Origin of the sequence: Streptomyces sp. NBC_01498 (genome assembly GCF_036327775.1) — a bacterium.
Classification (GTDB): Bacteria; Actinomycetota; Actinomycetes; order Streptomycetales; family Streptomycetaceae; genus Streptomyces.
This window is the reverse complement of record NZ_CP109598.1, coordinates 5081561-5104813: the sequence shown is the minus strand read 5'-3', so window position 1 is coordinate 5104813 and position 23253 is coordinate 5081561. Positions and strand designations below refer to the sequence as shown.

Genomic DNA, 23253 nt, shown 5'->3' with positions numbered 1-23253 from the left:
CCGTTATCGTCTGCGGATGCGCAGTTACCACCCTGATCTGACCCCGCCGTGGAAGCGTTCGACGCCGGTGCCCGAGGTGCCCGCCGAACCGGATCTGGTGGTCGAGGAGGTGTCGACGGGTTTCTGCGGCGCGGTGATCCGCTGCGAGAAGACCGCCGAGGGCCCGACGGTCACGCTGGAGGACCGCTTCGGCAAGCACCGTGTCTTCCCGCTGGTGGAGCGGGGGTTCCTGCTGGAGGGCCGGGTGGTCACGCTGGTGCGGCCGGGCGCCGGGGGCCCGGTGCGGCCCGCCCGTACGGCCTCCGGTTCGATCGCCGTGCCGGGGGCGCGGGCGCGGGTGGCACGTGCGGGGCGTATCTATGTCGAGGGGCGGCACGACGCGGAGCTGGTGGAGCGGGTCTGGGGCGACGACCTGCGGATCGAGGGCGTGGTCGTCGAGTATCTGGAGGGCATCGACGATCTCCCGGCGATCGTCGCGGAGTTCGGCCCGTCGCCGGACGCGCGGCTGGGCGTCCTGGTGGACCATCTGGTGCCCGGCTCCAAGGAGTTCCGGCTCGCGGAGCAGGTCACGGGGGACGACGTCCTGGTGGTGGGGCACCCGTACATCGACGTCTGGGAGGCGGTGAAGCCGTCGTCGGTGGGTATCCCGGCGTGGCCGTCGGTGCCGCGCGGTCAGGACTGGAAGACGGGGGTGTGCCGGGCCCTGGGCTGGCCGGAAAACACCGGTGCGGCGTGGCAGCGCATCCTGTCGTCCGTACGGACCTACCGGGATCTGGAACCGGCGCTGCTGGGGCGGGTGGAGGAGCTGATCGACTTCGTGACGGTCATGGACGACGGTGATATTTGACGGGCGGCAGGGTCCCGAACTTGCTGGTGTCGAGCTTGATGTCGAGGAGGTCGAGCGGCAGAGGTTCACCGAACGGGGTGGTCCGCTTCGTCAGGTAGTCGGCGTGCTCGCCAGTACCGGTGGGTTCGGTGTGGAGCACGCAGTGCGCCTCCATCGGATCGATGATCAGACAGGCCGGGATCCGGCCTGCCGCGTAGATCGACCTCTTGACGCCGTAGTCACGGTCGATGCTGGTCTTGGAGACCACCTCGAGCACCAGGGTGACGGCCGGGCGGGCACCAGACGTCCGGGCCCTCGAAAGCGCCGTGTTCGATCACGACGAGGCCAGGCTGCGGCTGGGCGGATTCCCCGGGGATCGAGAGGTCCTGTGTCTGCACGGGATACCAGTCTTCGATCGGGATCTGCCGCTCCACGAACAGAACGATCAGGTTGTGGACCCAGTCGGGCCCGCCATCATCACGATTTCGCCCCTGAGGAGTTCCGCTTTGAGCCCTGCCGGCGCCTCAAAGCTCGTGTACCGCTCGGCGGCGGTGTCGGTGATCGGTCGCTCAGCCACAGCGGTCATCTCCGTGAGCCTCCACATTCCGCCGCTTCTGTTGACGGCAGACCAGAAAATCGGCGTAGGCAATAACCACCGAATCCGCCCCGATTCACCCAACCGAGTGATCAATCCACCAGGTCCCGCACCACCCCGTCCGCCAGCAGCCGCCCCCGCAGCGTCAGGACCGCCCGCCCCGCCCCGTAAGGCCCCGGCTCCAGCAGTCCGTCCGTCAGGGCCTTGCCGGCCGCCGCCAGGCCCGCCGGGCGCAGCAGGGACAGTTCCACGCCGTCCGACAGCCGCAGCTCCAGCAGGATCCGCTCGACGCGGCGGTCCTCCGCCGTGAGGAGTTCCCGGCCCGCGCCCGGTGAGCGGCCCTCCGCGAGCGCCGCCGCGTACGCCCCCGGATGCTTCACGTTCCACCAGCGGACCCCGCCGACGTGGCTGTGGGCGCCGGGCCCCGCGCCCCACCAGTCGGCGCCGCGCCAGTACAGCTCGTTGTGGAGGCAGCGCCCGGCCTCGGTGGTGGCCCAGTTGGAGACCTCGTACCAGCTGAATCCGGCCGCCGTCAGGGTCTCGTCGGCGATCAGGTAGCGGTCGGCGTGCTCGTCGTCGTCGGTCATGGGGATCTCGCCCCGGCGGATGCGGCGGGCGAGCCCGGTGCCCTCCTCGACGATCAGCGCGTACGCGGAGACGTGGTCGGGTCCGGCGCCGACCGCCGCCGCCAGGGAGGCGCGCCAGTCGTCGTCGCTCTCGCCGGGCGTGCCGTAGATCAGGTCGAGGTTCACGTGGTCGAACCCGGCCGCGCGGGCCTCCGCGACGCACGCCTCGGGCCGGCCGGGGGTGTGGGTGCGGTCGAGGACCCGCAGGACGTGCTGCCTGGCACTCTGCATGCCGAAGGAGATCCGGTTGAAGCCGCCCGCGCGCAGCTCCGCGAGGTACGCCGGGCCGACGGACTCCGGGTTGGCCTCGGTGGTGATCTCCGCGTCGTCGGCGAGGCCGAACTCGTCGCGTACGGCGCCCAGCATCCGTACGAGGTCGGCGGCGGCGAGCAGGGTGGGCGTACCGCCGCCGACGAAGACCGTGCGGACGGGCCGGGGGTCGTCGCCGAGGACCTTGCGGGCGAGCCGGATCTCGTCGGTCAGGGTGTCGGCGTAGTTGTCGCGGGAGGCGAGCACGCCGCCGGAGCCGCGCAGTTCGGTGGCGGTGTAGGTGTTGAAGTCGCAGTAGCCGCAGCGGGTGGCGCAGTAGGGCACGTGCAGGTAGAAGCCGAGCGGCCGGTCCGCCGCGCCGTCGAGCGCGTGCGGGGGCAGCGCGCCGGACTCGGGCATGGGGTCACCGTCGGGCAGGGCGGAAGGCATGACCCCAGTGTCCCGTACGCGGGCCGGGTGCCGTCGCCGTACCCCGCAGAGTCCGGCGCTACACGGCGCGCAGCACCAGCAGCGCCAGGTCGTCCGAGGGCGGGCTCGGGTCGAAGTCGTGCACGGCCCGTCTGATCCGCTCGGCGACGCCCTGCGCGTTCAGTCCGGCGCAGCCCGCCAGGATCGCGGCGAGGCCGTCGTCGTCGTCCAGGAGCAGCCGCCCCGAGCGGCGCTCGGTGACGCCGTCGGTGACGCACAGCAGGGTGTCCCCGGAGGCCAGGTCGAAGCTGAGGCTCTCGTACGCGACGTTCTCGTCCACGCCGAGGAGCAGTTGCGGTTCGGCGGCCACACGCACCGTTCCGTCGGGCTTGAGGAGTAACGGCAGCGGGTGGCCGGCGCTCGCCAGGGTGCAGCGGGCGCCGCCGGCGGTGCCGGGGAGCGGGGCGAGTTCGCCGTAGAGGAGGGAGAGGAAGCGTGACTGGCCGCCGTCGGCGAGGCCGCCGCCCCGGCCCCCGTCGGCGCGGCCCTTCTCCAGGGTGCCGATGTCGCTGAGCGGGCCCAGGTCGCTGAGGCCGGGCAGTCCGGGGTCGCCGCCGGTGAGGTCCTGCCCGCCGGCGACGGCGACCATCAGCGCGGCGGCCTCGGCGGCCTCCATGGCGTCGTCGAGCAGGAGCCGGTTGAGGCGGTCGAGCACTTCGCCGACCGCGTACCCCTCGCGGGCGAGGAGCCGCAGCCAGGGTCTGGCGAGGCCGGTGACGACGGCGGCCTCGGGGCCGCTGCCCTGGACGTCGCCGAGCATGAAGCACCACCGGCCGCCGGGCGGCGCGGGGAAGACGTCGTAGAAGTCGCCGCCGACCACGCCGTCGTCGGCGGGCTCGTACACCAGGTGGCTCTCGACGCCGGGGATCCGGGCGACCTGGCTGGGGAGCAGGCTGCGTTGCAGGACGCGGCTGATGGTGGCCTGCCGGGTGTAGCGGCGGGCGGCGCCGATGGCGAGGGCGACGCGGCGGGCGAAGTCCTCGATGAGCGCGATCACCTCGTCGGGCATCCGGGCCAGCCGGCGGCGTCCGAGGACGAGGGTGCCGAGGGCGCGGTCGCCCGCGACGAGCCGGCAGGCGACGGCCGCGCCGTCGTGCGCGCCGGTCTGGCCGGAGCCGGGCCAGGGGACGGGCACGGGGACGTTGCGGCCCCCGGTGGCGGTGCCGTCCTGGCCGCCGCCCGCCTGGGCGCGCTGGGCGTCGAGGAGCCGGGGCGGTTCCTTCTCCAGGAGGGTGCGCAGGAGGTCGATACGGGACTCGTCGGCGTGCCAGACGCGGGAGAGCCTCGGGGCGCCCGTACGGCCGTGTCCCTCGCCGTCGAGCCAGATGGCGCACCAGTCGGCGAGCCGGGGCACGAGGAGCTGGCCGGCGAGGGCGGCGACGAGGTCCTCGTCGAGCTGTCCGGCCAGCAGGTCGGAGGCTTCGGCGAGGAAGGAGAGGGCGCCCCGGCTGATCCAGTCGGGGTCCTCGCGGGTCGTTCCGCGCGGGGCGGGGGCGAGGATCTCGGCGGCGCGCATGTCGCGGCGCAGGGCGGGTTCGCCCGTGGCGCCGGGGGCGAAGGTGCCCGCCGGGTCCCCGGAGGCCGGGCCGTCGATGGGGAGGTGGACCCAGACGGTCTTGAGGCCGGTGCGGTAGGTGATGCCCCAGCGTTCGGAGAGGGCGGCGATGAGCTGGAGGCCCCGGCCGTAGTCGGGGGCGCCGCCCGCGATTTCGTGGGCGTCGCTGCGTACGGAGCGGGCGGGGTGGTGGTCGGAGACCTCGATGACGAGGGCGGCGCGCGCGAGGTCGGGGGCGGGCTCCGGGGGTACGGCCGCCTCCGGGGCGGCTGGGGCGTCCGGGTCCCCGGGGGTGTCCGGGGTGGTGGCCGGGTCCGGCACGGGGGCCGTGACGGGCATCCCGCCGGGTCTCGTGCCCTCCGGTTCGCACTCCAGCACGTCGAGACGGCAGAGCAGTTCGACGTTGGTGCCGGCGTGCACGACGGCGTTGGTGACGAGTTCGTCGACGATCAGCACCGCGTCGTCGATGAGCCCGTCCGCGTCGTGCCCTCCCGGTGCGCAGTTCTCGTCGCCCTGGCAGAGGGCGCAGGCGGCGAGCAGGCCGAGGCTGGTCCACTCGGCGAGCGCCGCGCGCACGAACCGGCGCGCGGCGGACGGGGCGAGCGGGTTGCCCGGCAGGCTGGTGCGTGCCGTGCGCCGCTCGTCGTCGCGGAACGCCCGACTCCGTACCGGAGTGGTCGCTTCCGGATCATTCGGGTTCCGACAGTCCCCTATAGGCCCCACGTGCGGCTCCTGGTTGTTTCTCTCGTTGCGCCGCTTACGACCCCGACAGAGTGACAGACTGAGCGTGCCCATACGCGTCGAGTCATCGAAATGGGCGAAGAAGCGGGCGAAGAACGGAGCTCAGAGGCCGTTTCCCCCGGCCGCCGCACCCGACACCGTACGCGCCCGGACCCCCAGCACCGGCCATCACCTACTCGGACGCCACCGACGATGAGCACCCAGATACCCACCGACCCGCCCGCTGACACCCCCGTCGCCGACCGGGCGGGAATCCTTCTCGTCGACGACATGGAGGAGAACCTTCTCGCGCTCGAAGCGGTACTGGCATCGCTCAACGTCCCGCTGGTGCGGGCCCGTTCGGGCGAGGAGGCGATACGGGCGCTGCGCCGGGAACGGTTCGCGCTGGTGCTGCTGGACGTCCGGATGCCGGGCATGGACGCCTTCGACACGGCCGCCGGCATCAAGCGGCTGGACCAGGCGAAGGACGTCCCGATCATCTTTCTGACCGGCAGTCATCCCGACAGCGGTTTCACCTTCCGGGGGTACGCGACCGGGGCCGCCGACTTCATCCCGAAGCCGTTCGACCCCTGGGTGCTGCGGGCCAAGGTGACGGTCTTCCTCGAACTGCACCGCAAGAACCGCCAGTTGGAGGCACTGCTGGCCCGGGACCACGCGCAGCTCACCGAGATGGGCCGCAGGCTCTCCGCCATCGGGTCCATGCTCGGCGAGAGGGACGGCGACAAGGACGCCGGCGAGGGCGGCGCGGGGGCCGACGCGGACGAGGACCACGGCGGTCCGGATCACAGTGGTACGGACCACAGCCGCGCAGACGCCCTCGACGGCTCCGGCGTCCCGGTGCGGCCACTGTGCGGCCCCGACGGGAGGGCCGCGCTGCGCGACCATGTGGCCGGGCTCGACAACATACTGCGGGAACTACGCCGTGGGCGGAGCCCCCAGCCGTAGTTCCCGGCCGCCGGCCCCGCCCGCGCACTCATCAACGACGCGTATGCGCCTCTACGCCTCCCGTGCGCCCGCGTACATCTCGTCCAGCAGGTGCTTGTACTCCCGCTCCACCACCGGCCGCTTGAGCTTGAGGCTCGGCGTCAGCTCCCCGTGCTCGATGTCCAGGTCGCGCGGCAGCAGCCGGAACTTCCTGATGGTCTGCCAGCGCTGAAGGCCCTCGTTGAGCTCGTTGACGTACCCCTCGACGAGCTGCTCGGTCCGCGGCGAGGCCACGACGTCGGCGTACGAGGCACCCTCCATGCCGTTCTCCGCCGCCCAGCCGAGCAGGGCGGCCTCGTCCAGGGAGATGAGCGCGGTGCAGAAGTTCCGGTCGGCGCCGTGGACCAGGATGTTGGAGACGTACGGGCACACGGCCTTGAACCGGCCCTCGACCTCGGCCGGCGCGATGTACTTGCCGCCGGACGTCTTGATCAGGTCCTTCTTGCGGTCGGTGATCCGCAAATAACCGTCGACCGACAGTTCGCCGATGTCACCGGTGTGGAACCAGCCGTCCGGTTCGAGGACCTCGGCGGTCTTCTCCGGCAGCCCGTGGTAGCCGTCCATGATGCCCGGACCGCGCAGCATGATCTCGCCGTCGTCGGCGATGCGGACCTCGCAGCCGGGCAGCGGCTTGCCGACGGTGCCGGTGCGGTACGCCTCGCCCGGGTTGACGAAGCTGGCCGCGCTGGACTCGGTGAGGCCGTACCCCTCCAGGATGTGGACCCCGGCACCGGCGAAGAAGAAGCCGATCTCGGGGGCGAGGGCGGCGGAACCGGAGATCGCGGCGCGCAGCCGGCCGCCGAACGCGTCGCGGAGCTTGGCGTAGACGAGCCGGTCGGCGACGGAGTGCTTGGCGCGGAGCGCGAAGGGCACCGAAGCGGTGCCGGTGTGGCGGAAGTTGTCCTGGCCGACCCGCGCGTAGTCGCGCGCGACGCCCGCCGCCCACTGGAAGATCTTGTACTTGGCGGCGCCGCCCGCGCGCGCCTTGGCCGCGACCCCGTTGTAGACCTTCTCGAAGATGCGGGGCACCGCGGCCATGTAGGTCGGGCGGACCACCGGCAGATTCTCGATGATCTTGTCGACCCGGCCGTCGACGGCGGTGACATGGCCGACCTCGATCTGGCCGGAGGTGAGGACCTTGCCGAAGACGTGCGCCAGCGGCAGCCAGAGGTACTGGATGTCGTCCTGGGTGACGAGGCCGGTGCCCGCGATGGCCTTGGCCATGTACGACCAGTTGTCGTGCGGCAGCCGTACGCCCTTGGGGCGGCCGGTGGTACCGGAGGTGTAGATGAGGGTGGCGAGCTGTTCGGCTCTGATGTCGCCGACGCGCTCCTTGACGACGCCCGGGTGCTCCCTGAGATACGCCGCCCCGCGCTCCTCCAGCTCGGCGAGGGACAGCACCCAGCCGTCCGGGTCGCCGTCGGCGGGAATCGCGTCGGCGCTCTCGATCACCACGACATGGGCCAGGTTCGGCAGCCCGGCCCGGCGCTCGCGTGCCTTGGCGAGCTGTTCGGCGTCCTCGGCGATCAGGAAACGGCTCTCGGAGTCGGCGAGGATGTACGCGCACTCCTCGGCGTTCGTCGAGGGGTAGACGGTGGTGGTCGCGGCGCCCGCGCACATCACCCCGAGGTCGGCGAGGATCCACTCGACCCGGGTGGCGGCGGCGAGCGCGACGCGCTCCTCGGGGCGTACGCCCAGCGCGATCAGACCGGCGGCCACCGCGTACACACGGGTGGCGGCCTCGCCCCAGCTGAGGGACTTCCAGTCGTCGGGGCCCTGACCCGTGGCGGGGGGCACGGGGTGGCGGTACGCCTCCGCGTCCGGCGTGGCCGCCACACGCTCCATGAAGAGGGCCGCCACGGACGGCGGCCGGTTCTCGATCAAGGTCTTGGTGTCGCTCACGACGTCCTCCGGGCCCCGCAAAGTCTGCGCGACTGGTTTGTTGTTTAACTGGTGAGTAACCATCGAGCAGTGATCAGAGTAGAGCGGACCCGCCCGGCGCGTAAGGGGACGCGTGCAGTCGCTCCATAACGAACCGGACCGGCGAACGGCGGCCGGGTCCGCGCGCACCCGCACACGGACCCGGCCCGCCCCGGGGCGGCGGAAGGGAGCTACCGCCCGGCGAAGCGCGTCACTTCTTCTTGGCGGCCGACTCGTCGCTGGAGAGCACCGCGATGAACGCCTCCTGCGGGACCTCCACACTGCCGACCATCTTCATCCGCTTCTTGCCCTCCTTCTGCTTCTCCAGCAGCTTCCGCTTCCGGGAGATGTCACCGCCGTAGCACTTGGCGAGGACGTCCTTGCGGATGGCGCGGATCGTCTCGCGGGCGATGACCCGGGAGCCGATGGCGGCCTGGATGGGCACCTCGAACGCCTGGCGCGGGATCAGCTCGCGGAGCTTGGCCACCAGCCGTACGCCGTACGCGTACGCCTGGTCCCGGTGCGTGATGGCGGAGAAGGCGTCGACCTTGTCGCCGTGCAGCAGGATGTCGACCTTGACGAGCTGGGCGCTCTGCTCACCGGTGGGCTCGTAGTCCAGCGACGCGTACCCGCGGGTCTTGGACTTCAGCTGGTCGAAGAAGTCGAAGACGATCTCGGCGAGCGGCAGGGTGTAGCGGATCTCGACCCGGTCGGCGGACAGGTAGTCCATGCCGAGCAGCGTGCCGCGGCGGGTCTGGCACAGCTCCATGATCGAGCCGATGAACTCGCTGGGCGCGAGGATCGTGGCGCGCACGACCGGCTCGTGCACCGAGTCGATCTTCCCCTCGGGGAACTCGCTCGGGTTGGTGACGGTGTGCTCCTTGCCGTCCTCCATGACCACCCGGTAGACCACGTTGGGCGCGGTCGCGATCAGGTCCAGGTTGAACTCGCGCTCCAGCCGCTCCCGGATCACGTCGAGGTGCAGCAGCCCGAGGAAACCGACCCGGAAACCGAAGCCGAGAGCCGCGGACGTCTCCGGCTCGTAGACCAGGGCGGCGTCGTTGAGCTGGAGCTTGTCGAGGGCGTCGCGCAGCTCCGGGTAGTCCGAGCCGTCCAGCGGGTAGAGGCCGGAGAACACCATCGGCTTGGGGTCCTTGTAGCCGCCCAGCGCCTCGGTCGCGCCCTTGTTGAGCGAGGTGATCGTGTCACCGACCTTGGACTGCCTGACGTCCTTCACGCCGGTGATGAGGTAGCCGACCTCGCCCACACCGAGGCCGTCGGCCGGGGTCATCTCGGGCGAGGAGACCCCGATCTCCAGCAGTTCGTGGGTGGCGCCGGTGGACATCATCCGGATGCGCTCGCGCTTGTTGAGCTTGCCGTCGATCACCCGGACATAGGTGACGACGCCCCGGTAGGAGTCGTACACCGAGTCGAAGATCATCGCGCGCGCCGGGGCGTCGGCGACACCGACGGGCGGCGGTACGTCCTTGACGACGCGGTCCAGCAGCACGTCCACGCCGACACCGGTCTTCGCCGAGACCTTGAGCACGTCCTCGGGCTGACAGCCGATCAGATTGGCCAGTTCCTCGGAGAACTTCTCGGGCTGCGCGGCGGGCAGGTCGATCTTGTTGAGCACCGGGACGATGGTGAGGTCGTTCTCCATCGCCAGATAGAGGTTGGCGAGGGTCTGCGCCTCGATGCCCTGCGCGGCGTCCACCAGCAGGACCGTGCCCTCGCAGGCGGCGAGCGAACGGGACACCTCGTAGGTGAAGTCCACGTGGCCCGGGGTGTCGATCATGTTCAGGACATGAGTGGTGCCCTGGTCGGGGCCCGCGTTGGGCGCCCACGGGAGCCGGACCGCCTGGGACTTGATCGTGATGCCGCGCTCGCGCTCGATGTCCATCCGGTCGAGATACTGGGCGCGCATCTGCCGCTGGTCGACCACTCCCGTCAGCTGGAGCATCCGGTCGGCGAGCGTCGACTTGCCGTGGTCGATGTGCGCGATGATGCAGAAATTACGGAGCAGCGCCGGGTCCGTACGGCTCGGCTCGGGCACGTGGGTAGGGGTCGCGGGCACGCAGGGTCCTGATTCTTGAGACGCGCGGCGTCTCGTCTCGGGTCACATCGGATCGATACGTAGGCTCCATCGTCCCACGGGTACGGGGCTGCGCCCGGTTTGGGCCGTTCGAAGGGTGGCTGGTAGCGTGGGCCGCTGTGTCTGCTGTCGTTTCGGCACGGACGCCCATTCGAAGATCATCGAACCTGAAAAGGCATTTCGTGGCGAACATCAAGTCCCAGATCAAGCGGAACAAGACCAACGAGAAGGCGCGCCTGCGCAACAAGGCGGTCAAGTCGTCGCTCAAGACCGCGATCCGCAAGGCCCGCGAGGCCGTCGCCGCCGGCGACGTCGAGACGGCGAGCGTGGCCGTCCGTGAGGCGTCGCGCAAGCTCGACAAGGCCGCGTCGAAGGGCGTCATCCACAAGAACGCCGCCGCCAACAAGAAGTCGGCGCTGGCGTCCAAGGTCGCCGCCCTTCAGGGCTGAGTCGTTCAGGACCGAGCTGTTCAGGTCTGAGCTGCTCCACAGGGCTGAGTGTCTTCTCGCTCACTCTTGATCCATTTTGATCCCCTCGCCGGTACGGACTCAGCGGGCCCTCTCTACCGCTCCTGACCGGCGTCCTCGGATCCGTACGCGACTGCGTTCGCCACGCGGGTACGGATCCACACCAGGTTTGACGCCGAAGGCCCCGGTACGGCGTACCGGGGCCTTCGGCATGCGGGTTCTCCGCCCGGCGGTCAGCGGCGGGAGGTCAGCGGCCGGGGTCAGCGGCCGGCGCGGGCCGCGCGGGCGATCGCGACGACGGCCTTCTCCAGCGCGTACTCGGGGTCGGCGCCGCCGCCCTTGACACCCTCGTCGGCCGCCGCGACCGCGATCAGCGCGGTGGCGACCCCGTCCGGGGTCCAGCCGCGCATCTGCTGGCGCACCCGGTCGATCTTCCACGGCGGCATGCCCAGTTCCCGGGCGAGGTCGGCGGGCCGGCCGCCGCGCGCCGACGACAGTTTGCCGATGGCGCGCACGCCCTGGGCGAGGGCGCTGGTGATCAGTACGGGCGCGACACCGGTCGACAGCGACCAGCGCAGCGCTTCGAGCGCCTCGGCGGCGCGGCCCTCCACCGCCCGGTCGGCGACGGTGAAGCTGGACGCCTCGGCGCGGCCCGTGTAGTAGCGGGCGACGACCGCGTCGTCGATGGCGCCCTCGACGTCGGCGGCGAGCTGGGACACCGCGCTCGCCAGCTCGCGCAGGTCGCTGCCGATCGAGTCGACCAGCGCCTGGCACGCCTCGGGGGTGGCGGAGCGGCCCAGCGCGCGGAACTCCGAGCGGACGAAGGTGAGCCGCTCGGCGGGCTTGGTCGTCTTCGCGCAGGAGACCTCACGGGCACCGGCCTTGCGGGCCGCGTCCAGCAGGGCCTTGCCCTTGGGGCCGCCGGCGTGCAGCAGGACGAGGGTGATCTCCTCGGCGGGCGCGTCGAGGTACGCCTTGACGTCCTTGATCGTCTCGGCGGACAGGTCGTGCGCGTTCCGTACGACGACGACCTTGCGCTCCGCGAACAGCGACGGGCTCGTCAACTCGGCGAGGGTGCCCGGCTGGAGCTGGTCGGAGGACAGGTCGCGCACGTCGGTGTCGGGGTCGGTCGCGCGGGCCGCCGCCACGATCTGCTGGACGGCGCGGTCCAGCAGCAGGTCCTCCTGGCCCAGCGCGAGGGTGAGCGGGGCGAGCGGATCGTCGGGGGAAGTCTTCCTGGTGGCCATCGCGGTCCAGCATCGCACGAGCCACCGACAGCGCCGGGCGGGCCCGGCACGGGAGGGTGCGCAGGCGGGCGACGGCGGGTGCGCGCGGGTGCGGGAGAATGGCCGGGTGAGCGATGCGCGACATGTCCTGGTGCTGCCCGACCGCGACTCCGCCGAGGAGGTGGCCGGTGAACTCGCCGACCGCTTCGGGGTGTTGGAGGAGCCCGAGCTCGTACGGGACGCCCTCGCCGGGGAGGACGACGCCGAGGACGCCCAGTGGCTGGTCGTGGTGGAGGACGCGGGGGCACGGCTCGACCCGGCGGCCCTGGACGCCTTCGCCGCCGAGTACGAGGGCTGGCTGGAAGCGCCGTCCGCGTCCCAAGACTGACCGGGGCGGCGGCCACGGCTCGCCGGGGCCGGTCCGGGCGGTGCCTTCGGACACGCGTGTCCTGCTGGCCGGGCGGGACCGCGGGCGGCGTCCTCGGGGAGGCCCGTCGCGCGAGCCGAACGGAAGCGCGGGCGACGTGGAACGGCCGAGGTCCGTCGGCCCGACGGGGCAGCGGGCACGGCTCGCCGGGGCCGGTCCGGGCGGTGCCTTCGGACACGCGCCTCCTGCCCGCCGGGCGGGACTGCGAGCGGCGTCCTCGGGGAAGCGCGCCGCGTGCGCCGGACGGAAGCGCGGGCGGCATTGAACGGCCGATGTCCCGTCGATGCGGCCGGGCGCACAGCGGCGGATCGTGGTCGTCGCGGGCGTACGCGTACGGCTCCGGGCAACACGGCGGGCGCGGCGCTGCGTGCCGGTGTCGCCGCCCCGGACAGGGCATCGCGGGCGGACAGGGCATCGCGGGCGGACAGGGCTTCGCGGACATGACCGCCCGGGGCTCGGTGTGGGCCGGGCGGACATGACCGATCGGGGCGCGGTTCGGGCCGGGGCGTCGGCTAGCCGCAGGTGCCGGACGTCCAGTTGGTTCCCTCCTTCCGCTGATGGGGCATGACGCGTGGGACCCGGTCCAGGACCAGGCCGAACCGTTCCCGGTAAGTGGCCAGGATCTCGGCGTCCCCGGTCAGCTCCCGCTCGTGCCGCTCGCCGTCCGCCGTGGTGACCAGCCTGTGGCCGCCGAGGGTGATCCGGCCGTCGTGGGTGTTGCGGGAACAGACCAGGGACCGGGTGAAGTGCGACTCCGGCGACGTGCGGTGGTACCAGGCTCCGGCGGCGAAGTCGGCCAGGGCGCGCGGCCGTCGGTCGAGCCGGAACTGGGGTTTTCCGTCCCGCAGCACATCGAGGTCCCCCTCCGGGGCCTCCACCACCCGGAACGTCCCGGCCGGGTCCTCCTGGTCGCCGCGCTCGTCGAACGCCAGCGGGTGGGTGCTGTGACTCCCGAAGCCGACATCCGCCAGCCACCGCTCACCGTCGCCGCCCGCCCCGTCCGGCGACGGGGTCTCGACCAGCAGCGTCATGTGGTCGTACGGGATGCCCAGTCGGCCGTCCGAGGTGAACACCCGGGCCTGGAGAAGCGTCACCCGGAAACCGAGTTCCCGCAGCAGCACCGCGAAGGCGCCGTTGAGTTCGTAGCAGAAGCCTCCTCTCCGCCGGTCCACGACCTTGGCGACCAGTGCCCGTTCCTCCAGGACGATCTCCTCCGCGAGGTGCACGGAGAGGTTCTCGAACGGCACGGTCCGCAGGTGGCGTACCTGAAGGTCCCTCAGCGCCGCCGCGTCCGGTGCGGCGGGCCGGTCGGCGCCGATCCGGCGCAGGTAGTCGGAGATGGTCCGAGACATGTCCATGGGCCCAGTCTGGCCCGGCACCCTCCCTGCCACCACGCACCGCCCGCCCGCGTCCCGCCCCCTGTTTCCGGTTGGCAGTTTCCCCCGTCCCCCGTCCCCCCGTCCCCCGTCCTCGGTCCCCCGTCCTCGGTCAGTCGGGTCCGCGCGGCACGGCCCGCAGCCCGGCCCCGGCTCCCGCCACGGCGACGGCGCCGTCCTTGTCGGTGCGTATCACCACCGCTCCCCCGGCGCGCAGCGCGCGGACCGTGCGCGGCGCGGGATGGCCGTACAGGTTGTCCCGGCCGCAGGAGATCAGGGCCAGCCGGGGCCGCACCGCGCGCAGCAGGGCGGGGTCCTGGAAGGCCGAGCCGTGGTGCGCGACCTTCAGCACGTCCACCGGCGGCAGCGCCGGGTGCTCGCGGAACAGGCCGCGCTGGGCGGGCGGTTCGAGGTCACCGAGCAGCAGCAGCGTCGGACCGCCCGCCGTACGGACCAACAGCGTGACGCTCGCGTCGTTCGGACCGCCCGCGACCGGCACCGGCCCGGCCCTCGGCCAGAGCACCCGCCAGTCGAGCCGCCCGACCCGGCGCCGCTCCCCGGGCACCGCGCGCACCAGCGGAACCCGCGCGGCCCGTGCCGTACGCCGCACGAACTCGCTCTGCTCCCACGGCTCCTCAAGCGTCGTCGTCTGGATGGCCCCGACCTCCCGGCCCCGCAGCACCCCGGACAGTCCGCCGACATGGTCGGCGTGGAAGTGGCTGACCACGAGCAGCGGTACGCGGGTGATCCCGAGGTCCCGCAGACAGCGGTCGGCCAGCCGGGGGTCGGGGCCGGCGTCCACCACCACCCCGGCGCCCTCGCCGGCCGCGAGGACGAGCGTGTCGCCCTGGCCGACGTCACACATCGCCACGGCCCAGTCCGGTGGCGGCCAGCCGGTGACCACGCGGGTGAGCGGGGCCGGGCGTACGACGGCCAGCAGCAGGAGCACCGCGCAGCCGGCTGCCACCCAGGGGCTGCCGTACAGCCGCCGCACCGCGTACACCACGACGAGGGTGACGACGGCCAGCAGCGCCCCGCCCCGCCACCCGTCGGGCCACTCGATCTCCGCCCCGGGCAGCGCCGCGCCGGTACGGGCGACCGAGGCGATCCATCCGACGGGCCAGCCCGCGCACCGGGCCAGGAGTTCGGCCACGGGCATCGCGACCGGGGCCGCGGCGAGCGCCGCGAAGCCGAGCACCGTGGCCGGGGCCACCGCCAGTTCGGCGAACAGGTTGCACGGGATCGCGACGAGGCTGACGCGGGCGGCGAACACCGCCACCACGGGTGCGCAGACCGCCTGCGCGGCAGCCGCAGCCGCCAGCACCTCGGCGAGCCGGGGCGGCATCCCGCGCCGTTGCATCGCCTCGCTCCAGCGGGGGGCGACGGTCAGCAGGGCGCCCGTGGCGAGCACGGACAGGACGAAGCCGAAGGTGCGTGCCAGGGCGGGGTTCCAGAGCACGAGCAGCAGAACGGCGGCGGCCAGTGCCGGGATCAGCGAACGGCGCCGGCCGGTGCCGATGGCGAGCAGGGTGATCAGTCCGCAGGCCGCCGCCCGCAGCACACTGGGATCCGGGCGGCAGACCACCACGAAGGCGAGGGTGAGCGCCCCGCCGCACAGGGCGGTCGTACGCAACGAGAGCCCCAGGCGTGGAGCCAGCCCGCGCCGCTCCGCCCGCAGCGCGAGTCCCGCCGGCCCGATGAGCAGGGCGAGCACGATCGTCAGGTTGCTGCCGGAAACCGCCAGCAAATGAGTCAAATCGGTCGCCGTGAACGCTTCGGCCAGTTCGGGCGAGATCCGGGAGGTGTCGCCGACGACCAGTCCGGGCAGCAGGGCGCGGGCGTCGGGCGGGAGTCCTTCGGTCGCCTCCCGCAGCCCGGCGCGCAGATGTCCGGCGGTGCGTTGCGGGCCGGTCGGCGGGCGTACGACCTCCGGCGGCCCGGCGCCCTCCACCTTGAGCAGCGCCGCGAACCGCACGTCCCCCTCGATGGGCGGGGTGAGCCGTCCCGTCAGCCGGAGCCCGGTCGACGGCAGCAGCCGCTGCCACGCGGCGGTTCCCTTTCCCGCCCGGGTGATGACCAGCACCGGCGTACGGACGGTGGTGGCGGCTCCGTCACCGGCCGACACACGGGTGAGGTCGGCGTTCAGGAGCAGGCCCGCCGATGTCAGCCGGTCGCCGTGGACCCGTGGCGGGATGGGGCGCGGGTCGGAGGTGACCGTCAGGTCCACCGTGACGCGGGCGTACCGCTCCGCCAGCGCGGGCACCGGGCCCAGGCGCCGGTCCGCGTCGTGCAGCCACGCGGACCCCGCCCCGGCGACGGCGCAGAGCAGCACGGCGGCCAGGGCGACCCCGTTCACCCCGCGCCACCAACTGCCCCATCCTGAAGCCGGTTCCGGTCCCGGTCCCGGCTCCGACGCCGGTTCCGGTTCCTGTGGCGAATGCGGCGACTGCGGCGCCGCGAGAACGGCCCGCACGAGGAGCACACCCGCCCCGGCGAGCCCGGCCGCCACGAAGGCGGCGATCCAGCTCCCCGGCACACCTGTCGCCACCGCCGCGGCGCCCCAGGCCGCCAACGCGGGCGGAACGAGCCGCAGATCGGCCGGACCCTCCTGATAGGGCGCCGAGGCGCCCAGCCGATGCCCGGACGCTGCGTGGACAGCGGCGCGGGCCACGGCCCGGCGGTTCGTCGCCGGGCCATTCGGAACCGGGTGATTCGTGACCGGGAGGTTCGGAACCGGATTGTTCGGGACGGGGCGATTCGTGACCGCGCGGCTCATGGCCGTACACGTGGCTCGATGTCGGCGAACCGGCGCTCACCGATCCCGTTCACCTCGCGCAGTTCGCCGACGGACCTGAACCCGCCGTGGCGGGTGCGGTAGTCCACGATGTGGCGCGCGAGTACCGGGCCGACACCGGGCAGGGTGTCGAGCTGTTCGACGGTGGCCGTGCTGAGACTCACCGGTGCCCCGTCCCCCGCCGCGCCCCCGGCGCCCGGCCCGGCCGAGCTTCCGCCGGGCGCGATTCCCGTGCCCGGCACCGGTGGTGCGGGACCGCCCACGACCACCTGTTCGCCGTCCACCAGAACGCGCGCCCGGTTGAGTCCGGTCAGATCGGTGCCCGGTTCGACGCCGCCGGCGGCCCGCAGCGCGTCGGCGACCCGTGACCCGAGGGGCAGCCGGTGGACGCCGGGGCTGCGTACCGTGCCGCTGACATCGACCACCACCCGCCCGGCGGGCGACACGGCGGGCGCGGGCACCGCGACGGAAGCCGGCGGCGCCACTCCGGGCGACGGTGCGGGCTCGCGCGCCGCCCCCGTCACCGCCACCTCTTCGCGGACCGTCTCCGGAGCGCTCACCGGCTGCGGCCGACCGGACCAGAAGTGCTGGACCGCCAGCACGACGGCCACGAGCAGCACCACCACCAGCGCGGCCAGGGTCTTCGGCTCAAGCCCGCATCTGACCTGCACCCAGAGCGGCAAGCGCTCGCGGAGAGCCAGCCATACCCGCTCCCGTCGCCCGCCCCCCGGTTCTCCCGCCTCCGGGCGGTCCCCCGCGCCCGCGCCCTCCGGCAACAGTCCCCGTCGCGGGCCTGAAGGAACACCGGTGTCGGTGTCGGTGTCGGTGTCATCGTCCGCTCCCCGGACGGGAGTTGGCGCCGGCGCCGGGCCGCCCACGGCCGCCACCCGGGCGGCGTCGGCGTCGGCGGTCCCCACCGTTCCCCGCCCCACGGGGGGTCCGGCGCTCGACCCCACCGGAAACAGGGCCTCGGCACGGCGACGCGACACCGTCGTCACCGACGGGGCCGTGGCTGAGGAAGAGGCCGGGCCCGCGGGTGGGCGCGCGGACGGCCGCACGGGTGTCGTACCCGCACGTCCGTGGCGCGCGCGGGACAGAGACGGGAAGCGGCCGTTGCGGGCGCCGCGCGCCCGGCCGCCGGATGTCGATGCGCGACCGGGGCCGCTGGTCACTGAGTGTGATCGAGAAGTCATGCACCAGACGGTAGGCAGGTCTGCCGCATCCCGCCGACGAGGCCGAATTTCTGTGGACAACTCACCAGTTGTGCATAACTCGGCCACCCGAACGAGGGATTCCGCCCCCGGCCCACATCAACGCGGCGTGAAACCCGACCGCCTCAGCGCGACGGGATCAGGCGGCGTCCGGATGGAGCGAGCGCGACCTCAGGACCCGGTTCAACGCGGTGAGACCACGGCCCCCAGCAACCCGGGACCGGTGTGTGCCCCGATCACCGCGCCGACCTCGCTGACGTGCAACTCGCCGAGGCCCGGCACCCGTTCCCGCAGCCGGTCGGCGAGCGCGGCGGCCTTCTCGGGCGCCGCGAGATGGTGCACGGCGATGTCGACCCCGCCATTGCCCGCCCGCTGCGCGACGATCTCCTCCAGCCGGGCGATCGCCTTCGACGCCGTACGCACCTTCTCCAGCAACTCGATCCGGCCGCCCTCCAGTTGGAGCAGGGGCTTCACGGCGAGCGCCGAGCCGAAAAGCGCCTGCGCCGCCCCGATCCGGCCGCCGCGCCGCAGATAGTCCAGCGTGTCGACGTAGAAGTACGCGTACGTCCCGGCCGCTCGTTTCTCGGCCGCCGCCACGGCCTCGTCCAGTGTGCCGTCCGCCTCGGCGGTCTCCGCCGCCGCCAGCGCGCAGAAGCCGAGGGCCATCGCCACCATCCCGGTGTCCACCACCCGTACCGGCACCGGCGCGTCCCGCGCGGCCAGGACCGCCGCGTCGTACGTCCCGGAGAACTCCGCCGACAGATGGAGCGAGACGATGCCCGTCGCCCCGGCGTCGGCCGCCGCGCGGTAGGCGGCGGCGAAGACCTCGGGGCTCGGCCGGGAGGTGGTCACCGAGTGGCGTTTCTGAAGCGCGAGGGCGAGCGACCGGGCGGAGATCTCGGTGCCCTCTTCGAGGGCCCGGTCGCCGAGAACCACGGTCAGCGGGACCGCGGTGATGCCATGGCGTTCCATCGCCTGGGGCGGCAGGTAGGCCGTTGAATCGGTGACGATCGCGACATGGCGGGACATGAGCGGGAGGTTACCCGCCGCGACCACCGGTCGGCAGCCCGGCCCCGCCACGCCCGTCGAATCCGAAGAGGTCCCCATCGGCTTTCGCCCTCTTCCCCTGCTTCGACGTACTCGGTCCCGACGGGGTCCACACCACTGGCAGCCCGCCACCACGCTTTTCGTGTGCCCGGCCGGGCCACCCGTAACCCGGCCCGGCCCGCACCCGTGTCCTCACCCGCGGCACCCGAACCCGCCCCCACGCCCGCATCAACGCCCGCATCGACGGGGCACACCACCACACCGACACCGCCCACCGCATCCGTCAGCGGACCGACGGACCGGCCCATCACTCCGTCACTTCATCACTCCGTCAGTTCGTCGTCTCCGGGCGCGTCGACTTCTCCTGCCACGGGTACGTCGTCCGCCGCGGGTCCGGCGGCTCGATCGCCTGCCGCCCCTCACCCACGGGCGGCGGCTCGGGCCACGTCTGATCCGCGAGTGTGGGGTCCGCGCCCGCCGGCCGCCCCGTGCGCCCCGCCGGCTCCGGCCCGCTCGCGGGCTCCGGCTCCGGCCACTCCGTGGGCCCGGGAGCGGCCTGCGGAGCGGGATCCGACGCCGTCCGCCGCTCCCCGCTCCCGTCCCGCGCCGGGTCTGCCGCGTGCCCGTCCCGCGCCGGGTCCGCCTCCGCCGTCGGCTCCACCGCCGACCAGTGCCGCAGCGCGCCCGTCTCGACGTCGATCTGTTCGCTCAGCAGCGTCAGCTCGTCCTCGGAGAACTTCCGCGCCCGGTCCCTGGCCGCCCAGCGCAGCGCGTCGGCGGACTTCGTGATCCGTTCGGTCCGCTCCCGCAGCTCCGGGACGCGCCGGGCGATCGTCGCCCGGTCGGGATCGCGCTCCAGTCGGCGCAGCTCGTCGTCCAGCTCACGCCCGTGCACGCTCAGCCGCTGGAAGAGGCTCAGCGCCTCGGCCAGGGAGGCGTCCTCGGACTCGTGCGCCCGCAACGCCTCCTGGGTGGCCCGCATCGACGTGCGCAGGGAGAGGCGCAGCTGTGCCAGCTCGGCCGGGACACCGGTCTGGCCGAGGCTTTTCGCTCTGAGGGTGGTGTCCTCGACCGTGCGGCGGGCCTGCGTGATCGTACGGTCCACGCCCCGCTTCGCGGCACGGACCGCCTTGACGCTCACGACCACGCCAAGTGCCACGAATGCGACAAAGAGCAGCGCCACGATCAAAAGCACGGCCTCCATGAGGATGCCTCTCCGGTGTCGACGTCGGTACTTCCACCGTAAACGCAACGGGCGGCCCGAGGGTTCCGGGGATACCCCCAAACTGCCCGTAAGGGAAACCCCCGTGTCCGCGGAACCGTCACGAAACGGCTCCGTGGACAGCTGCCCGCGCCTGCCCGACCGGGGCTCACCCGGTCACGTTCGGGGCTTATCCGGTCACGATGTTGACGAGCTTCGGCGCCCGTACGATCACCTTGCGGACGGCCGCGCCGCCCACCGCGGCGACCACGGCCGCGTCGCCCAGCGCCAGCGCCTCCAGCTCCTCGTCCGAGATCGACGGGGAGACCTCCAGCCGCGCCCTGACCTTGCCCTTGATCTGGACCACGCAGGTGACGGACTCGTCCACCACGTACGCCGGATCGGCCACCGGGAACGCCTCGTGCACGACCGAGCCGGTGTGCCCCAGCCGGCGCCACAGCTCCTCGGCGACGTGCGGCGCGAGCGGCGCCACCAGCAGCACCAGCCGTTCCGCGACGGAGCGGGCGACCGGCCCGCCCGTCTTGGTGAGGTGGTTGTTCAGTTCGGTGATCTTGGCGATGGCGGTGTTGAAGCGCAGCGAGGCCAGGTCCTGGCCGACCCCGTCGACGGCCTTGTGCAGGGCGCGCAGCGTCGCCACGTCGATCTCGTCGTCCGGCGCGTCCACGACCGTGACCTCACCGGTCGTCTCGTCGACGACGTTGCGCCACAGCCGTTGCAGCAGCCGGTACTGGCCCACCACCGCGCGCGTGTCCCACGGCCGCGAGACGTCCAGCGGGCCCATCGCCATCTCGTACAGCCGCAGCGTGTCGGCGCCGTACTCGGCGAAGATCTCGTCCGGGGTGACCGCGTTCTTCAGGGACTTGCCCATCTTGCCCAGCAGTCTGCTGACCTGCTCGCCCCGGAACCAGTAGGTGCCGTCGCGTTCCTCCACCTCGTGCGCGTCGACCGCGATGCCCCGGCTGTCGCGGTAGACGAACGCCTGGATCATGCCCTGGTTGTAGAGCTTGTGGAACGGTTCGACCGACGACACATGGCCCAGGTCGTACAGCGCCTTGGACCAGAAGCGCGCGTACAGCAGGTGCAGCACGGCGTGTTCGGCGCCGCCCACGTACAGGTCGACGCCGCCGTGCGGCATGCCGTCGCGGGGCCCCATCCAGTACCGCTCGACATCGGGGGCGACCAGGTTGTCGTCGTTGTGCGGGTCGAGGTAGCGCAGCTCGTACCAGCACGAACCGGCCCAGTTCGGCATGGTGTTGGTCTCCCGGCGGTAGCGCCGTACGCCCCTGCCGTCGCCCAGGTCCAGCTCGACGGCCACCCAGTCCTCGTTGCGCGACAGCGGCGTCTCGGGCCGGGTGTCGGCGTCGTCCGGGTCGAAGGTGCGCGGCGAGTAGTCGTCCACCTCGGGCAGTTCCAGCGGCAGCATCGACTCGGGCAGCGCGTGCGCGACGCCGTCCTCGTCGTAGACGACGGGGAACGGCTCGCCCCAGTAGCGCTGCCGGCTGAACAGCCAGTCGCGCAGCCGGAAGTTGACGGTGCCCTCGCCGATGCCCCGGTCGGCCAGCCACGCGGTGGTCTTCGCCTTGGCATCGACCACGCCCAGTCCGTCCAGCGTCAGTTCGGCAGACGCGGAGTTGACGAGCGTGGCGTCGTACGCGACGAACGCGTCGTCCCACTCCCCGGGGTCGGTGCCCCGGCCGTCGGTCGGTGCCACGACACAGCGCATCGACAGCTCGAAAGCGCGTGCAAACGCAAAGTCCCGGCTGTCGTGCGCCGGTACGGCCATGATCGCGCCCGTGCCGTACCCCATCAGGACATAGTCCGCGACGAAGACCGGGATCGATTCGCCGTTGGCCGGATTCGTCGCGTACGCGCCGGTGAAGACGCCCGTCTTGTCCTTGGCGTCGGCCTGCCGTTCGACGTCGGACTTGGCCGCTGCCTGCTTGCGGTACGCGTCGACGGCCTCGGCGGGCGTGGCGTGACCGCCGGTCCACACGTCGTGGGTGCCCTCGGGCCAGGCGGCCGGAACGATCTTCTCGACCAGCTGGTGCTCCGGCGCCAGCACCATGTACGTGGCACCGAACAGGGTGTCCTGACGGGTCGTGAAGACGGTGACGGTCCCGGCGTCGCCGACGGGGAAGTCGACGCGCGCGCCCTCGCTGCGCCCGATCCAGTTGCGCTGCTGCTGCTTGATGGCGTCCGGCCAGTCCAGCGCGTCGAGGTCGTCCAGCAGGCGGTCCGCGTAGGCGGTGATGCGCATGTTCCACTGGCGCAGCTTGGACTTGAAGACCGGGAAGTTGCCGCGCTCGGAGCGGCCGTCGGCGGTGACCTCCTCGTTGGCCAGGACGGTGCCCAGGCCGGGGCACCAGTTGACGGGGGCGTCGGAGGCGTACGCCAGCCGGTGTCCGCCCAGGACGTCCGAGCGCTCGACCGCCGTCAGCTCGCTCCAGGGGCGGCCGTCGGGCGTCGGGCGCTCGCCGCTCTCGAAGCGCGCGACCAGTTCGGTGATCGGCCGGGCGCGGTCGGCCTCGGGGTCGTACCAGGAGTTGAAGATCTGTACGAAGATCCACTGGGTCCAGCGGTGGAACTCCGGGTCGATGGTGGCGATCGCGCGCCGCTTGTCGTGCCCCAGGCCCAGCCGGCGCAGCTGCCGCCTCATGTTGTCCATGGCGGCCTCGGTCGACACCCGGGGGTGGGTGCCGGTGCTGATCGCGTACTGCTCGGCGGGCAGGCCGAAGGCGTCGAAGCCCAGCGTGTGCAGCACGTTGTAGCCGCTCATGCGCTGGTGGCGGGCGTAGACGTCGGTGGCGATGTAGCCCAGCGGGTGGCCGACGTGCAGGCCGGTGCCCGAGGGGTACGGGAACATGTCCATGACGTACTTCTTGGGGCGCGCGACGACGGCCGGGTCCCCGGCCAGGTCGCCGGAGGGGTTGGGCGCCTCGTAGGTGCCCTCGGTGTCCCAGAAGTCCTGCCAGCGTGCCTCGATGTCGGCGGCCATGGCAGCCGTGTAGCGGTGCGGCGCGGTCGGCGCGGTCGTCTCCGCGCCGGGGGCTGCCGGATTCGTCTCGCTCATGTCCTCTGAAGCTCCATCGATCGTCTCTGCCGCGGGAACGAAAAAACCCCTCGCACAGGAGGGGGCGCCACGCTGATTCCGATCCGGATCGGTCATCCGTCGGTACTGATCAGCGCGGCTCGCTAAGCAGAAGGCGTACGGCACGCATGCGAGCAGGGTACCGCAGCGGGCGCGGCGCCCGCACGGCGGATACCGGGCGGAGAGGGCGGATTCGGGCAGTGACGCGGACCGGTTGCGGGGTGGCGACGGTCCGTTCGAAGCCCATACAAGATCGTTCGAGTCGCCAACAGGCCATCCGCGATATGTGATTCATCGAACCTTCGGCACCCGAGT

At 72.5% G+C, this 23253-nt stretch carries 14 protein-coding genes and 2 pseudogenes; 4 read left to right on the top strand and 12 right to left on the bottom strand.

Annotated features, from left to right (window positions below; genetic code table 11):
- Positions 1-16: 16 nt before the first annotated feature.
- Positions 17-847 (top strand): DUF3097 domain-containing protein, encoded by an 831-nt coding sequence (locus OG875_RS21815; protein WP_330175905.1) that lies wholly within the window; start codon positions 17-19, stop codon positions 845-847.
- Here the strand turns inward: OG875_RS21815 and OG875_RS31050 are convergent.
- The 3 genes and pseudogenes from OG875_RS31050 to OG875_RS21800 form a co-directional block, all read right to left on the bottom strand.
- Positions 825-1112: pseudogene (locus OG875_RS31050) on the bottom strand (Uma2 family endonuclease); the annotation flags it as partial. The gene OG875_RS21815 and the pseudogene OG875_RS31050 overlap by 23 nt on opposite strands.
- 401 nt (positions 1113-1513) lie before the next feature.
- Positions 1514-2746, bottom strand: a complete 1233-nt coding sequence (hemW, locus tag OG875_RS21805; RefSeq protein ID WP_330175904.1) for a radical SAM family heme chaperone HemW — start codon at positions 2744-2746, stop codon at positions 1514-1516.
- A 58-nt stretch (positions 2747-2804) separates the two neighbouring features.
- Positions 2805-4958 carry a SpoIIE family protein phosphatase gene (locus OG875_RS21800; RefSeq protein WP_330177849.1) on the bottom strand — a complete coding sequence of 718 codons (2154 nt, stop codon included), beginning with the start codon at positions 4956-4958 and terminating at the stop codon, positions 2805-2807.
- Positions 4959-5273: 315 nt separating this feature from the next.
- Here OG875_RS21800 and OG875_RS21795 point away from each other — a divergent pair.
- A pseudogene (locus tag OG875_RS21795) lies at positions 5274-5786 on the top strand (response regulator); the annotation flags it as partial.
- A gap of 291 nt (positions 5787-6077) precedes the next feature.
- Here the strand turns inward: OG875_RS21795 and OG875_RS21790 are convergent.
- Together OG875_RS21790 and lepA are read right to left on the bottom strand one after the other, a co-directional pair.
- Positions 6078-7967 (bottom strand): AMP-dependent synthetase/ligase, encoded by a 1890-nt coding sequence (locus OG875_RS21790; RefSeq protein ID WP_330175902.1) that lies wholly within the window; start codon positions 7965-7967, stop codon positions 6078-6080.
- Between the two features lie 229 nt (positions 7968-8196).
- On the bottom strand, positions 8197-10062 hold the full coding sequence (gene lepA, locus OG875_RS21785) for a translation elongation factor 4 (protein WP_330175901.1): 1866 nt from the start codon (positions 10060-10062) through the stop codon (positions 8197-8199).
- Positions 10063-10262: 200 nt separating this feature from the next.
- Here lepA and rpsT point away from each other — a divergent pair, with 200 nt between their 5' ends.
- Positions 10263-10529 (top strand): 30S ribosomal protein S20, encoded by a 267-nt coding sequence (gene rpsT / locus OG875_RS21780; RefSeq protein WP_330175900.1) that lies wholly within the window; start codon positions 10263-10265, stop codon positions 10527-10529.
- A gap of 278 nt (positions 10530-10807) precedes the next feature.
- Here the strand turns inward: rpsT and holA are convergent, their stop codons facing one another.
- Positions 10808-11794, bottom strand: a complete 987-nt coding sequence (gene holA, locus OG875_RS21775; RefSeq protein ID WP_330175899.1) for a DNA polymerase III subunit delta — start codon at positions 11792-11794, stop codon at positions 10808-10810.
- A 106-nt stretch (positions 11795-11900) separates the two neighbouring features.
- Between holA and OG875_RS21770 the strand changes: the two genes are divergently transcribed.
- Positions 11901-12161, top strand: a complete 261-nt coding sequence (locus OG875_RS21770; RefSeq protein WP_330175898.1) for a hypothetical protein — start codon at positions 11901-11903, stop codon at positions 12159-12161.
- 551 nt (positions 12162-12712) lie between these two features.
- Here the strand turns inward: OG875_RS21770 and OG875_RS21765 are convergent.
- The 6 genes from OG875_RS21765 to leuS all read right to left on the bottom strand — a co-directional run bounded on the left by OG875_RS21765 (position 12713) and on the right by leuS (position 22920).
- The gene (locus tag OG875_RS21765) at positions 12713-13558 is read right to left on the bottom strand and encodes an arylamine N-acetyltransferase family protein (protein WP_330175897.1); all 846 of its coding nucleotides are present in this window, start codon (positions 13556-13558) and stop codon (positions 12713-12715) included.
- 130 nt (positions 13559-13688) lie between these two features.
- On the bottom strand, positions 13689-16247 hold the full coding sequence (locus OG875_RS21760) for a ComEC/Rec2 family competence protein (protein WP_330175896.1): 2559 nt from the start codon (positions 16245-16247) through the stop codon (positions 13689-13691).
- Positions 16248-16348: 101 nt separating this feature from the next.
- Entirely contained in the window at positions 16349-17053 is a 705-nt protein-coding gene (locus tag OG875_RS31045) for a helix-hairpin-helix domain-containing protein (RefSeq protein WP_443079165.1), read from the bottom strand.
- A 711-nt stretch (positions 17054-17764) separates the two neighbouring features.
- Positions 17765-18610, bottom strand: coding sequence for a DegV family protein (locus OG875_RS21750; protein ID WP_330175894.1), 846 nt, complete (start codon positions 18608-18610; stop codon positions 17765-17767).
- 349 nt (positions 18611-18959) lie between these two features.
- On the bottom strand, positions 18960-19832 hold the full coding sequence (locus tag OG875_RS21745) for a hypothetical protein (RefSeq protein WP_330175893.1): 873 nt from the start codon (positions 19830-19832) through the stop codon (positions 18960-18962).
- 187 nt (positions 19833-20019) lie between these two features.
- Positions 20020-22920 carry a leucine--tRNA ligase gene (gene leuS / locus OG875_RS21740; protein ID WP_330175892.1) on the bottom strand — a complete coding sequence of 967 codons (2901 nt, stop codon included), beginning with the start codon at positions 22918-22920 and terminating at the stop codon, positions 20020-20022.
- Between the last annotated feature and the right edge of the window lie 333 nt (positions 22921-23253).

Coding starts and splice junctions, on each gene's coding strand:
- OG875_RS21765 (WP_330175897.1), bottom strand. CDS start 13,558: ATGGACATGTCTCGGACCATCTCCGACTACCTGCGCCGGATCGGCGCC.
- OG875_RS21745 (WP_330175893.1), bottom strand. CDS start 19,832: ATGGAGGCCGTGCTTTTGATCGTGGCGCTGCTCTTTGTCGCATTCGTG.
- OG875_RS21750 (WP_330175894.1), bottom strand. CDS start 18,610: ATGTCCCGCCATGTCGCGATCGTCACCGATTCAACGGCCTACCTGCCG.
- OG875_RS21815 (WP_330175905.1), top strand. CDS start 17: ATGCGCAGTTACCACCCTGATCTGACCCCGCCGTGGAAGCGTTCGACG.
- leuS (WP_330175892.1), bottom strand. CDS start 22,920: ATGAGCGAGACGAATCCGGCAGCCCCCGGCGCGGAGACGACCGCGCCG.
- holA (WP_330175899.1), bottom strand. CDS start 11,794: ATGGCCACCAGGAAGACTTCCCCCGACGATCCGCTCGCCCCGCTCACC.
- hemW (WP_330175904.1), bottom strand. CDS start 2,746: ATGCCTTCCGCCCTGCCCGACGGTGACCCCATGCCCGAGTCCGGCGCG.